Annotated in this window: 14 protein-coding genes; 9 read left to right on the top strand and 5 right to left on the bottom strand. The window is 33.9% G+C overall.

The window, feature by feature from the left end; genetic code table 11:
- The first annotated feature begins 62 nt into the window (after positions 1-62).
- Positions 63-1,340: a peptidase T gene (gene pepT, locus GXM16_RS18860; protein WP_163396043.1), complete on the top strand. Its 1,278-nt coding sequence runs from the start codon at positions 63-65 to the stop codon at positions 1,338-1,340.
- Positions 1,341-1,431: 91 nt separating this feature from the next.
- Here the strand turns inward: pepT and yajC are convergent, their stop codons facing one another.
- From yajC to GXM16_RS18845, 3 genes are all read right to left on the bottom strand, one after another.
- Positions 1,432-1,710 (bottom strand): preprotein translocase subunit YajC, encoded by a 279-nt coding sequence (gene yajC / locus GXM16_RS18855; protein ID WP_163396042.1) that lies wholly within the window; start codon positions 1,708-1,710, stop codon positions 1,432-1,434.
- 77 nt (positions 1,711-1,787) lie between these two features.
- Positions 1,788-2,699: a transcription antitermination factor NusB gene (gene nusB, locus GXM16_RS18850; RefSeq protein ID WP_163396096.1), complete on the bottom strand. Its 912-nt coding sequence runs from the start codon at positions 2,697-2,699 to the stop codon at positions 1,788-1,790.
- 221 nt (positions 2,700-2,920) lie between these two features.
- A complete protein-coding gene (locus tag GXM16_RS18845; protein WP_163396041.1) occupies positions 2,921-4,027 on the bottom strand; it encodes a Glu/Leu/Phe/Val family dehydrogenase in 1,107 nt (368 codons plus the stop codon).
- A gap of 203 nt (positions 4,028-4,230) precedes the next feature.
- On the opposite strand from GXM16_RS18845, the gene GXM16_RS18840 reads away from it, so the two are divergent.
- The 5 genes from GXM16_RS18840 (at position 4,231) to GXM16_RS18820 (ending at position 10,209) form a co-directional block, all read left to right on the top strand.
- Positions 4,231-6,009, top strand: a complete 1,779-nt coding sequence (locus GXM16_RS18840) for an ABC transporter ATP-binding protein (RefSeq protein WP_163396040.1) — start codon at positions 4,231-4,233, stop codon at positions 6,007-6,009.
- A 67-nt stretch (positions 6,010-6,076) separates the two neighbouring features.
- Positions 6,077-6,445, top strand: a complete 369-nt coding sequence (locus tag GXM16_RS18835; RefSeq protein WP_163396095.1) for a PUR family DNA/RNA-binding protein — start codon at positions 6,077-6,079, stop codon at positions 6,443-6,445.
- Between the two features lie 214 nt (positions 6,446-6,659).
- Positions 6,660-8,801: a glycoside hydrolase family 3 N-terminal domain-containing protein gene (locus GXM16_RS18830; protein WP_208797400.1), complete on the top strand. Its 2,142-nt coding sequence runs from the start codon at positions 6,660-6,662 to the stop codon at positions 8,799-8,801.
- Positions 8,802-8,811: 10 nt separating this feature from the next.
- Complete coding sequence (locus GXM16_RS18825) at positions 8,812-9,642, top strand: alpha/beta hydrolase (RefSeq protein WP_163396038.1); 831 nt, start codon at positions 8,812-8,814, stop codon at positions 9,640-9,642.
- 21 nt (positions 9,643-9,663) lie between these two features.
- Positions 9,664-10,209 carry an RBBP9/YdeN family alpha/beta hydrolase gene (locus GXM16_RS18820; protein ID WP_163396037.1) on the top strand — a complete coding sequence of 182 codons (546 nt, stop codon included), beginning with the start codon at positions 9,664-9,666 and terminating at the stop codon, positions 10,207-10,209.
- 46 nt (positions 10,210-10,255) lie between these two features.
- Here GXM16_RS18820 and GXM16_RS18815 read toward each other — a convergent pair whose 3' ends face one another.
- A complete protein-coding gene (locus GXM16_RS18815; protein WP_163396036.1) occupies positions 10,256-10,591 on the bottom strand; it encodes a tRNA-binding protein in 336 nt (111 codons plus the stop codon).
- 133 nt (positions 10,592-10,724) lie between these two features.
- Between GXM16_RS18815 and GXM16_RS18810 the strand changes: the two genes are divergently transcribed.
- The 3 genes from GXM16_RS18810 (at position 10,725) to GXM16_RS18800 (ending at position 13,071) form a co-directional block, all read left to right on the top strand.
- Positions 10,725-11,618: an alpha/beta fold hydrolase gene (locus tag GXM16_RS18810; protein ID WP_163396035.1), complete on the top strand. Its 894-nt coding sequence runs from the start codon at positions 10,725-10,727 to the stop codon at positions 11,616-11,618.
- Positions 11,619-11,739: 121 nt separating this feature from the next.
- Positions 11,740-12,294 (top strand): thioredoxin family protein, encoded by a 555-nt coding sequence (locus GXM16_RS18805; protein WP_163396034.1) that lies wholly within the window; start codon positions 11,740-11,742, stop codon positions 12,292-12,294.
- Between the two features lie 381 nt (positions 12,295-12,675).
- Positions 12,676-13,071, top strand: coding sequence for a GreA/GreB family elongation factor (locus tag GXM16_RS18800; RefSeq protein WP_163396033.1), 396 nt, complete (start codon positions 12,676-12,678; stop codon positions 13,069-13,071).
- A 108-nt stretch (positions 13,072-13,179) separates the two neighbouring features.
- Here the strand turns inward: GXM16_RS18800 and GXM16_RS18795 are convergent, their stop codons facing one another.
- Positions 13,180-14,112, bottom strand: a complete 933-nt coding sequence (locus tag GXM16_RS18795; protein ID WP_163396032.1) for a peptidylprolyl isomerase — start codon at positions 14,110-14,112, stop codon at positions 13,180-13,182.
- Positions 14,113-14,129: the final 17 nt, after the last annotated feature.

Raw genomic sequence — 14,129 nt, 5'->3', positions numbered from 1 at the left:
GATATTGAAAGCTTAAATTATTACGCAGAAAAAATGGTTATATTTGCTAAAAATAAAAAGAAATGCAGCATATCATAGATCGTTTTATCAGTTACGTAACAATTGATACTGAATCAGACCCAAATTCACAAACAACACCAAGCACAGAAAAACAATGGGATCTTGCCAATAAGTTAGTTGAAGAACTAAAAACAATTGGCCTTGAAGATGTGACGATTGACGACAAAGCCTATATTATGGCAACGCTTCCCAGTAATGTTGACCATGAAGTACCAACAATTGGTTTTGTTTCTCACTTTGACACTTCTCCGGATTTTAGCGGAGCCAATGTAAAACCACAGATTGTTGAAAATTACGATGGAAAAGATATTATTCTGAATGCTGAAAAAAACATTGTTTTATCTCCAGATTACTTCAAGGATTTATTGCAATACAAAGGACAAACAATCATTACTACTGACGGAACGACTCTTTTAGGGGCTGATGATAAAGCCGGAATTACTGAAATTGTTTCCGCAATGGAATATTTAATTCAGCATCCTGAAATTAAACACGGAAAAATCAGAATTGGATTTACCCCTGACGAAGAAATAGGTCGCGGAGCACATCATTTTGATGTAGAAAAATTCGGCGCACAATGGGCTTACACGATGGACGGAAGCCAGATTGGCGAATTGGAATACGAAAATTTCAACGCTGCTGGAGCTAAAATTACCTTTAAAGGAAAAAGTGTTCATCCGGGTTATGCGAAAGGAAAAATGATCAATTCGATGCTGATTGCAAATGATTTTATCAATGAACTTCCAAAAGGAGAAACACCACAGGAGACCAAAGGCTACGAAGGTTTCTTCCACGTTCATCATATAAAAGGAAATATTGAAGAAACTATTTTAGAGTTAATTATTCGTGATCACAACAAGAAAAAATTCGAAAAACGAAAAGAGTTAATCGAAAAGATTGCCAAAAAAATCAACAAAAAATTCGCTAAACAATTTGGGGAAGATATTGTGATTGCTGAAGTAAAAGATCAGTATTACAATATGAAAGAAAAAGTACTTCCGGTAAAACATATTGTGGATATTGCAGAGAAAGCAATGCGTGAACTAAATATAAAACCAATCATCAAACCCATTCGCGGAGGTACAGACGGATCTCAATTATCATTTATGGGACTACCTTGCCCGAATATTTTTGCCGGCGGTCATAATTTTCATGGGAAATACGAATATGTTCCGGTTGAAAGCATCCTAAAAGCAACCGATGTAATTGTAAAAATTGCCGAATTAACTGCTACACCCGGTATTTTTGATGCTCCTGAAAAGAGTAAAAGAAGACGATAAAATTGCTTACAATTATAAAAAAGAAAATCCCAAACTCCAGTTTTAAAATTGGAATTTGGGATTTCTTATTTTATTGGAATTTCTAAAAAAATTAAGCTTTCTTAGCATTCAAAGCAACGCTCATTTCCATAGAAATTGCAGAACGCTCTAATTTTAATTTTCCAGACATAGTTTCGATTACAACAGTAGTTTCTGCAAGCTCAGCAATTTTACCGTGAAAACCACTTTTTGTTACTATTTTGTCACCTACTTTCAGGCTGTTTTCAAATTCTTTTTCGTTTTTTGCTCTTTTTTGTTGTGGTCTGATCATAAAGAAATAGATTACCACAAACATTAATAGAAATGGCGCAAATTGAGTTAATTGTCCCATAATTTAAATTCTGTTTTTGATTTATATTTAAAATATTCTTTTTGGAATTGTTATTGATTTTTTGGAATTTGTTAAAATTACATCAACCCTCTCCCAACCTTAATCATCTTTTTATTAGCGGTAAGTTCTTTTACAAGGTTATCTAAAATTCCGTTGATAAAAATACTGCTTTTTGGTGTGGAATATTCTTTTGCAATTTCTAAATATTCGTTCAGCGTTACTTTTACCGGAATTGAAGGAAATTTCAAGAACTCGCAAATTGCCATTTTAAGGATAATTGTGTCGATTTCTGCAATTCTTTCGCTGTCCCAGTTTGGCGTTTTATCATCGTACTCTTTTGCTAAAACTTTTTCATTTAAAACTGTACGTCTGAACAAATCTTTTGCAAAATCCCTATCTTCAACATCTTTATACAATTTCGGAACTCTGAAATCGTCCGGATCTTCTGTTTTTATTGCTTTTAACTGCTTTACGATATGTGTATTTACAACCGGAATATCATCAACCCAAGTCAATTTATCGTCTTCCAGATATTCATAGAGCTTTTCATTCGGAACAATAACATTTTCAAACAAATCAATTACAAACTGCCTGTCTTCCTCAAATGTATTCACATTATTGTTCATGTATTTTGCATACAAATCACTGGCTTTAATATCATTCAAAAGCAAAATGATATAATCGTCGTTTAAAGACCAGTTATTGATTTTACGATTTTCTAAGGCAATACTGAGTGAATTGCTTTCGGCAAGAAGCTGAAAAATTTTGTTTTTGATAAATTTTTCGTTCGGATTACGTTCTGCAGCAGTTGCAAGATGTTTTTTGCTTGAAAGATGTAAAAAAACAGCTTCTTTTTTGCAAATTTCAATCAATGAAGAAAGCATTATAAGATATAAATCCTGAATATTATCGATACTGTAAAAAAGAAATTTTTCTTCTTTTTCCAGATTATCAGAACCGCTTTGATGCATTGCATAAATGGATTGCATGACTTTAACGCGTAAGTGTCTTCTATTTACCACCTTGTAAGAACTTTTAAAAATTAGTCTGCAAAAATAAGAATTAAAGAGATTATATTAAAATTTAATCCGATAAAAAGTCACGTAAAATCAATTCCGTTTCAATATAAAAAAATCTCAGTTTTTAGTTACAGCTGCAAAAAAACTGAAACTAAAACTGAGACAGAGGATTAAAAACTATTGTTTTTAAATTATTTTTTACTGTTTTCGATTTTTCTCTGATCGATACGATTCTGAGCAATTGTAAGTGCTGCTTTATGTGTAGTTAAGCCATTTTTGACTGCAAAATCGATAATTTCTAAAGTTGTATTATAGATATTTTCGGTCTTGCTCATGATCTCAGCTTTTCCATAATGTGCTAATTCTGCATAAACGTTGATGATTCCACCAGCATTGATTAAGAAATCCGGAGCATATAAAATCCCTCTTTCCTGCAATCTTGCCCCGTGAATGTTTTCATCTGCTAATTGATTGTTAGCGGCACCCGCAATCACTTTTGCCTTAATTTTTTCTATCGTAGCATCATTGATTGTTGCTCCCATTGCACATGGCGCATAAATGTCAACATCTGCAGTATACAAATCTTCTCCTGTATAAATAGATGCGTTATATTTTTGAGCAACCTGATATAATTTCTCTTCGTTGATATCAGTAATCGTAACCAATGCGCCTTCTTTCGTTAAATATTCAACCAAAGTTTCTCCCACGTGTCCGATTCCCTGAACTAAAACCTTTTTACCGTCTAAAACATCAGAGCCAAACTGACTTTTAGCTGCCGCTTTCATTCCCAAATAAACCCCGTAAGCTGTAACAGGCGAAGGATTTCCGGATCCGCCTCTTTCTTCAGAGATTCCGGTAACATAAGGCGTAACATCTCTGACAGTGTCCATGTCTTTTGTTTCCATTCCAACATCTTCAGCTGTAATATATCTTCCGCTTAGCGAATGAACGAATTCCCCAAACTTACGCATCAGTTCAGGCGTCTTTTGCGTTTTAGCATCACCAATAATTACTGCTTTTCCACCACCAATATTAAGTCCGGTAATGGCAGATTTATAAGTCATACCTCTTGAAAGACGCAAAACATCGTTTAAAGCTTCCCATTCAGTAGCATAATTCCACATTCTTGTACCTCCTAAAGCTGGTCCCATAACAGAATTATGAATACCAATAATTGCTTTTAAACCTGTATCTTTGTCATTGCAAAATACAATTTGTTCGTGATCGTTAAAAGATAACTGACCAAAAACAGGATCCATTTTTTGAAGTTCCTTTCCAGTTGCGAAAGTTGCATCCATAGCGCTAATGTTATTTAGTTAAAATTATGAATTCGTCAAAAAGACAACTCAAACATACATAAAAAATACACATGTGCTAATTTTTAAACTTTAAATTAATAATATTACAATATAATTGTTTTGATTAAAGTGTAAATTATTGTGCTTTTAATTTATAATAATTCAAAATTTTAAATCAATTCAACATTACATTTCTTAAAAAAATGAAAGAATTAAGCTATTTAAACAAATATTTCATTAAGTACAAATACAGTTTTTCTTTTGGAATTTTAATCACCATAATCGCACAAATATTTTTCTTATTTACTCCGAAACTGGTAAGCCAGTCTTTTGATACTATTGAAAAATTTTTAAAATTATCTGATGCAGATCAAAAGTCTTCGATAATTGTTGGATATTACAAACAGGACTTAGTTCATAACGTACTGTTAATCATAGGCAGTGCAATTATTGCCGGATTTTTAACCTTTTTAATGCGGCAGACTTTGATTGTAATGTCGCGTCATATTGAATTTGATTTAAAAAATGAGGTTTTTAGTCAATATCAGAATCTTTCCCAGAATTTCTACAAACAAAACCGAACAGGAGATTTAATGAACCGTATTAGTGAAGATGTTTCAAAGGTACGTATGTATGTTGGCCCTGCAGTAATGTACACGATCAATACATTTATACGTTTTGCAATCGTTATCATATATATGTATAATGTTTCTCCGCTATTAACCTTGTATACACTGTTACCCTTGCCTGTTTTGTCGTATTGTATTTTTAAGCTGAGTTCTGAAATCAATAAACGCAGTACTACCTTCCAACAATACCTATCGAAAGTTTCCAGTTTTACCCAGGAAATATTTTCAGGAATCAGAGTTATCAAGGCTTATTCGTTGGAAAATCAGCACCAGAACAACATGATTGCCTTGTCTGACGAAAGCAAAAGCAAAAGTTTAAGCCTGGCGAGAGTTCAATCGCTGTTTGGCCCTTTGATGATTGCCCTTATCGGAATCAGTAATCTGGTTGTAATCTATTTTGGAGGCGTTATGTATATCAACGGAAGCATCCCAAATATCGGAACCATTGCCGAATTTATTTTATACGTCAATATGCTTACCTGGCCTGTTGCTTCCTTAGGCTGGGTTTCATCAATGGTTCAGGAGGCCGAAGCTTCTCAAAAACGTTTAAATGAATTTTTAAAAATTGAACCTGAGATCAAAAATACCAACCTCAATTCATCCGATATTCAGGGTTCAATTGCTTTTGAAAATGTAAGTTTTACTTATGAGGACACCAATATTGAAGCTTTAAAAAATGTCACTTTCACTGTCAAAAAAGGTGAAACGCTGGCTATTTTAGGAAAAACAGGATCAGGAAAATCAACTATATTATCTTTAATTTCACGTTTATACGATGTTACCGAAGGAAAAATTACAATTGATGAAAATGAAATCAGCACTTTAAACTTAAATGACCTTAGAAACAACATCGGAATTGTACCTCAGGATGCTTTTTTGTTTTCCGACACCATTAAAAACAATATCAAATTCGGTAATCAGAATGCAACAGATGACGAAGTGATTGCAGCTGCCAAAAGTGCTGTAGTCCATGATAATATCATCGCATTCAATAAACAATATGATACTATTTTAGGTGAAAGAGGAATCACACTTTCAGGTGGACAAAAACAGCGTGTATCTATTGCAAGAGCGATTATTAAAAATCCTGCTATTTTACTTTTTGATGATTGTCTGTCGGCTGTTGACACGGAAACCGAAGAAACAATTTTGAATAATTTATTTGAAATTTGTCTAGACAAAACAACTATAATTGTCAGCCATCGCGTTTCATCAGCCAAAAATGCTGATAAAATTATCATTCTTGAAGATGGCAAAATTATACAACAAGGCTCTCATAATCAATTAATAAATCAGGAAGGGTACTATTCAGCATTATATTTAAAACAACTTTCGGAAAAAGAATTACTTTAAATGTTGCGTAATAGATATTTTTTTATGATTTTTGGTTACTATTAATTCCAAAATGATAGAACGTATTATGAGAGAAAACGACATGTTAGAAAAAGAAGAGATTTTTTCTAAAGTATTACGAGCAGGAAGAAGAACTTATTTCTTTGATGTGAGAGCTACAAAAGCTGACGATTATTATATCACGATTACTGAAAGCAAAAAATTTACTGAAGAGGATGGTTCTTTTCATTTTAAAAAACACAAAATCTATTTGTACAAGGAAGATTTTAGCTCTTTTGCTGAAATTTTAGACGAAATGACTTCTTATGTTCTGAACCACAAAGGCGAAGAAGTAATATCTGAAAGACATCAAAAGGATTTTAAAAAAGAATATAGTTCTGATAAAGCTGAAGAACAAAGATCAAGTTTTACAGATATTGATTTTGACGATATTTAGTCCATAATATAACTTTTCAAAAAAGTACGAGTCCAATATGTTCAGCATTTTGGACTTTTTTTATATATTTAAGTTTTTAAAACTACTAACCTTGAAAACATTAACCACAAGATTATTTTATCGTTTATTATTTTTTCTATTGATAAGTTCAATATCATACAGCCAAAAATCAGATTTAAATATTGAAAAAAAGATAGACAAGGTTATAAAAAGCATGACTTTAGAACAAAAAATCGGCCAGGCATGCTTAAAAGGAACTTCCAGTCGCAGCAAAGGATTGTCTGACGAACTTAAAAAAGAAGTACGAATGGGATTAGTTGGCGCCATTTTAAATCTGACTGATCCTGATCTTGTTCTTCAAATACAAAAAATTGCAGTAGAAGAAAGCCCAACTCACATTCCGCTATTGTTTGGCCGGGATGTTATTCACGGTTACAAAACTATTTTCCCAATTCCGTTAGGATTAGCTGCATCTTGGGACATGGAATTAGTTGAAAAAACATCAAAAATTGCAGCTAATGAATCCTATTCAAGATGCATCAACTGGACATATGCACCAATGGTTGATATTACCAGGGATGCACGCTGGGGAAGAATAGCAGAATCTCCGGGTGAAGATCCCCTGCTGGCATCAAGATTAGGAACAGCATATATTAATGGATTTCAGGGCAATGACCCTTCTGTTCCCGGGCAGATCTTAGCCTGTGCGAAACATTTTGCTGCTTACGGCGCTGCAGAAGGAGGAAGAGATTATAATACTGTGAGTATGTCAGAATCATTACTCCGCAACATCTATTTAAAACCTTTTGAAGCTGCAGCAAAATCCGGAGCAGCAACTTTTATGAGTTCTTTTAATGACCTCAACGGAATTCCGGCTTCAGGAAACAGTTTTTTGCTTAAAAAAATTTTACGTGAAGAATGGAAATATGACGGTTTTGTTGTGAGTGACTGGAATTCAGTAACCGAAATGATTGCTCACGGTTTTGCTTCTGATGAAAAAGATGCTGCATTTAAATCTGCATCAGCCGGACTTGATATGGAAATGACCAGTTTATCTTATGCCAATCATTTAAAAACACTGATTGCTGAAAAGAAAATTTCTGAAAAGCAATTAGACGAAATGGTACGTAACATTTTGAGAATAAAATTCAGAGCCGGAGTTTTTGAAAACCCATATTTTAAAGACCGTGAAAAATTTTCATTACTAAACGCTGATGCTTTACAAACTGCCAGAAATGCAGCTAGTAAAAGCTGTGTTTTATTAAAAAATGAAAATCAGATTTTGCCTTTGAAATCCAATCAAAAAATAGCGGTGATTGGCCCATTGGCTGATGCTCCAAGAGAACAATTGGGAACATGGATTTTTGACGGCAACAAACAAGATTCTCAAACTCCGCTGAAAGCATTACAAAATAGTTTTGGAAACGATAATGTATTTTATGCTTCAGCGCTTTCCCACAGCCGATCGTTATCAGAAGAAGGATTTGCATCGGCAATAGAAGCAGCTAAAAAATCAGATATTATTTTATTTTTTGGAGGTGAAGAAGCGATTCTTTCTGGCGAAGCACATTCCCGAGCCAACATTAACTTACCTGGTTTACAGGAAAAATTAATAGCTGAATTACAAAAAACAGGAAAACCAATTGTATTAATCGTAATGGCGGGAAGGCCAATTACTTTGGGAGCTGTTTTATCAAAAACACATGCTGTTATTATGGCCTGGCATCCGGGGACAATGGCTGGTCCTGCAATTTCAGATATTTTATTGGGAATTGTAAATCCATCGGGAAAACTACCTGTAACATGGCCAAAAGAAGTAGGTCAGATCCCTATCTACTATAATCATCCAAATACAGGAAGACCTGCAGACCCACAAACTTTTGTAGCAATTCAGGATATCCCTGTTGAAGCCTGGCAAAGTTCTTTAGGTAATAATTCACACTATCTGGATGTCGGTTATGAACCTCAGTTTCCTTTTGGATTTGGATTGAGTTATACCACTTTCTCCTATGAAAATTTAAAAATCGAAAAAACAGTTCTAAAAAATAATAACAGCGAAAAATTAAACGTTTCTGCTGTTATTACCAATACAGGGAACCATACAGGAACAGAAACGGTTCAATTATACGTTCGTGATATTACAGGAAGCATTGTGAGACCTGTCAGGGAACTCAAAGATTTTGTACAAATCGAATTAAAGCCTAAAGAATCTAAAACGGTAAACTTTTCAATTCTTGTTTCAGACCTTGCTTTTTATAATGATAAAATGGAACTAAAAACAGAACCGGGTAATTTTAAAGTCTGGATTGCTTCGCATGCAGAAAATGGTTTAGAAGGTGATTTTAAAATTGAATAAAAATTATATTATGAAGAAAATAGTGCTTTTAATTGGTTTGTTTATTATTGGATTTTCATCTTTCGCTCAAAAGTCAGAATATGAGGTAAAAGAAAATATTCAATATTACAACGCAGCAACCAATAAATCTGATTCTTATATTAATGAAAGATGTGTTTTAGACATCTATTATCCAAAAAACACCAAGGGCTTCGCTACGATAGTCTGGTTTCACGGAGGCGGATTAACCGGTGGCAGCAAAGAAATCCCTGAAGCATTAAAAAACAAAGGCTTTGCTATTATTGGGGTTAATTACAGATTATCCCCAAAAGTAAAAGCCGCTAAATGTATTGAAGATGCAGCAGCGGCTATTGCCTGGGCTTTTAATAACATTGCAGGTTACGGAGGCGATATTTCCTCAATTTTTGTTTCAGGACACTCTGCAGGCGCTTATCTGACATTAATGACTGGACTGGATAAAAAATGGCTTCAGAAAGAAAAAATTGATGCGAATAAAATTGCGGGATTAGTTCCGTTTAGCAGTCAATGCATTACACATTTTGAAATTAGACGAGAAAACGGAATTCCGGAAAAACAGCCTACAATTGATGCTTTTGCTCCTTTATTTCATGTTCGTGCCGATGCTCCGCCTGTTTTGTTTATAACAGGAGACCGAGAGCTCGAAATGTTAGGCCGATATGAAGAAAACGCTTATATGAAACGTATGATGAAACTTGCAGGACATAAAGAAATTAAACTTTTTGAATTGGACGGCTACGGTCATGGTATGACTGAACCCGGGTTTCCATTACTTGTAAATGAAGTAAATCGCATTATAAAAGAAAAACAACCTAAAAAATAATTATTTAAAAAATCCACGGCAATGGAAACACAACTATTAATTTTACCCGGACTTGGAAATTCAGGCGACAAACACTGGCAAACCTTTTGGCATGAAAAATTCAAAAATTCAATTCGCTTAATACAGGACAACTGGGATGAGCCAGTTCGGGAAGATTGGATTGCACGTTTAAACGAAGAAGTTTCAAAACTTGAAAATCCAACGATTTTAGTTGCTCATAGTCTCGCTGTTTCTTTGGTTTTACATTGGGCAGAAACCAATTCTAACAAAAATATAATCGGTGCCTTATTAGTTGCTCCCGCTGATGTTGATTCGCCGGAGCATACTCCAGATGTTATTCGAAATTTTTCACCAATGCCTCTTTATCAATTGCCATTCCCTTCAATTGTAATTGCAAGTGAAAATGACCCTTATGCCTCTTTCGATAGGAAAAAGTTTTTTGCTGAAAAATGGGGAAGTGATTTTGTAAATGTTGGTCGGCAAGGACACATCAACTCTGATTCTGATCTGAAATATTGGGAAGAAGGACAGTTGATTTTGCAAAAGTTGATAAATCAAATAAAATAACTTTAAGAGTTTTCAGTTTCAGTTTACATACTGCGGCTGAAAACTATTATCCTATTCGAAGACCATTTTCTATTTTAAAATCAGGAGCTAATAAAATTACATCTCCCTCCTCTCCTACAGCACCTAATACAAGACATTCGCTCATAAATTTCCCGATTTGTTTTTTAGGAAAATTTACAACAGCTACAATTTGACGATTAAGTAAATCTTGTTTTTGATACCGTTTTGTAATTTGTGCCGATGATTTTCGGACACCAATTTCGGAACCAAAATCAATCGTAAGCTGATAAGCCGGTTTTCTCGCTTCTGGAAAATCATTAATATCAATTATGGTTCCAACACGTATATCTGTTCTTTCAAATTCGTTCCAGGTTAAATCCATTTTGCTTACTATCAACGTTTTTTTTGCAAACCTATTAATTTTGTAATTAAATTACACCAATTCTATAACCCTTTTTTTTAGCACTGCCTTTAATTTTACAGTTCAAGTTATTAGCCAACTAAAAAATACAGATATGGAAAATAGTCTAACACACACCAATACATCTCTTAGAGATTCAGATTTTGATATTCAACTTCAAAACACCGATAAATACATTGAAACTGCACAAAATGTAAAATTATATGTAAGGGATTACGGTAAAGGAAAACCTGTAATTTTGATTCACGGATGGCCTCTTTCAAACGAAATGTGGGAATATCAAATTGAATTTTTAGTTCAGAATAACTTTAGGGTAATCGCCTATGATCGCCGTGGTTTTGGTAAATCTTCACAGCCTTGGGATGGTTATGATTACGATACTATGACAGACGATTTAAGTGAAATTATTGAGCAGCTTCAATTAGAAAATGTTACACTTGTAGGCTTTTCTATGGGAGGAGGAGAAGTGGTTCGCTATTTTAGCCGATACAATGGAAAAGGCGTTACAAAAGCAGCTTTGATTTCATCCATAATTCCTTTTTTATTAAAAACTGATGACAATCCGGAAGGGCGACCTAAAGAAAAAAGTGAAGCAACTGCCGCAACTATTAGAGAGGATAGAATAGGATTCCTTGAAAATTTTGGAAAAACCTTTTTTGGTGTTAATATCATCAACAAACCATTGAGCACACCTCTGCTTGAATATTATAGAAATTTATGTTCGGCAGCTTCGCCAAGAGCGACACTGGAATGTGCTGATTCATTAAATAATACTGATTTTAGAGATGAACTGCATACCATAAAAGTTCCTACTTTGATTATTCATGGAGACGATGACAAGAATGTTCCAATTGAAGTGAGTTCACAAAAAACTGCTGAAGCCATAGCCAACAATACTTTCATCATTTACGAAGGAGCACCGCACGGATTATTTTATACAGAAAAAGACAGGTTAAATCAGGACTTACTCAATTTCTTAAATGCATAAAAATTTAAATTGATACCCAGAGAACTTTAATTTTATTAAAATTTCTTTGGGTGTTTTTTTTTGACGTGTACTTTCTTTTACAGAATTAAAAGTTATTTTTGAGTACTAATTCTTTAAAAAAATGGCACGAACTCCTTCAAATATGATTCCGCTTGGAACTATTGCTCCCAACTTCTGTTTAAAAGATAGCAATTCAAATAATGAATATTCTTTTGAAGATTTAAAAGGATCAAAAGGCACACTTGTCATTTTTATGTGCAATCACTGCCCTTTTGTGCTTCATGTAATCAAAGAAATAGTTATGATTGCCAATGATTATCGGGTTCAGGGAATTGGAATCATTACTATTTCAAGTAATGATATAGAAAAATACCCCGAAGATTCCCCTGAAATGATGGCCGAATTTGCTTTAAAAAACAGGATAGATTTTCCATATTTATTTGATGAAACTCAGGAAGTGGCAAAAGCTTACGATGCGGCTTGTACGCCAGATTTTTATTTATTTGATAATCAAAACCGCTTATTTTACAGAGGTCAGTTAGATGATTCAAGACCCGGAAATGGAATTCCGTTAAGCGGAAACGATTTACGAAGTGCCATTGATGCTCTGATTTACAACAGAAGTTTAAACGAGACTCAAAAACCAAGTATAGGGTGTAATATTAAATGGAAGTAAATTATTAAGCCATTTTTGTTTATCTTTACTGTTCTGACATTTAAAATGGTGAATATTATATTATTTATAGCTTCTGCATTACTGTTTCCTATTAGGAAACCAATTGTGGCTGTAATTATTTCACACAATAAGGCCTTTATTAATTAGGCCTCCGTCTATTTCATTTTCTTCTTTCAGGCGGAGGATTTTTACCCAGTTTTAATATGTATTTCTATTTGAGGGATTCTTTCCTTCAAATAAAATAACTATTTCCACACAACCAAAACTCGAAATACAGATTTCAATTTGCATATTATGCAATCCGGCATTTAACATAAAAAATTGATTATCAATAATAATAATAATAATAATAATAATAATAATAATAATAATAATAATAATATGAAACCAACACCTGTTTTCTGCAAAAAAGAGTATCAGTTCTTACGAGAATTGATACTAAAAAGTAAAAATGACACAAATTCCAAAGAAGCAGGACTGCTTTCACAAGAACTGGACCGTGCCATTATCAGTGAAGAAAGTATTTTTGACAATTCAATTATCCGAATCAATTCGCATGTAACAATTAAAGATGTGAAAGCAAATAAACAGATGAAAATTCAAATTGTCCTGCCCTCTTTATCAGATATAAAAGAAAGAAAAATATCGGTTTTAGCTCCTTTAAGCGTTGCGATCATTGGTTTTAAAGAAAATGATCAGGTTGATTGGGAATTACCTGCCGGAATAAAAACATTAAAAATAATTGAAGTAAACAATACTTCTGTATCCAATCCTTAATTTCTAAAACACCTCATCAATGAAGGTGTTTTTTTATTCATAAACAAAAATCCCATCCGGAAACCGAATGGGACATTATTTTAACTAATAGAAATGTACCTAAAAGTCTTATTTTACATCCATTAATTCTACATCAAAAATTAAAGTTGCATGTGGAGGAATAACACCTCCTGCACCTGATGGTCCATATGCCAAATCAGACGGAATTACAAAACGAGCTTTGTCTCCTACTTGTAATAAAGCAATACCTTCATCCCATCCTTCGATAACCTGACCCTGACCTAATCTAAACTCGATTGGTTTTTTTCTTGGGTAAGAAGAATCAAAAACTTTTCCGTTCTCTAAAGATCCTTCGTAGTGCACAGAAACTGTTTTTCCGGCTTCTGCTTTTTTACCGTTTCCTTTTTGAATCATTTTGTAACGTAAACCGCTTTCAGTTTTGTCAAATCCGGCAGCTAATTGCTCCATTTTTGCTTCAGATTCTGCTTTCAAAGCTGCTTCTCTTTTTAAGCGTGCACCTTTTAAAGCAATAAAAGCCTCGATAGCGTTCCATTTTTGAGCTTCCTCACCTACTCTGATGATTTCTAATGTTTCAAGAGCATCTCCCTGAGCAACTGCGTCAACTACATCCTGACCTTCAATAACATGTCCAAAAACTGAATGCTTATTATCTAACCATGAAGTTGGAACGTGTGTAATGAAAAATTGAGATCCATTACTTCCCGGTCCTGAATTAGCCATCGACAAGATTCCCGGACGATCATGCTTTAAGCTTGGGTGAAATTCATCATCAAATTTATATCCCGGATCTCCCATTCCTGTTCCTTTAGGACAGCCTCCCTGAATCATAAAATCAGGAATTACTCTGTGAAAAGTTAGTCCGTCATAGAATTTTTGTCCCTGAGGTTTGACTCTGTTTTCCATATTTCCTTCTGCAAGCGCTACAAAATTCCCTACAGTTCCTGGTGCTAACTCATGTGCTAATTTTACTAAAATCGAACCTTTAGTAGTGTTGAATTTAGCGTATATTCCGTTTTCCATTGTTGTTATTTTTTAAT

This window comes from Flavobacterium limi (assembly GCF_010645075.1).
Classification (GTDB): Bacteria; Bacteroidota; Bacteroidia; order Flavobacteriales; family Flavobacteriaceae; genus Flavobacterium; species Flavobacterium limi.
This window is presented reverse-complemented; position numbering and strand designations above follow the sequence as displayed.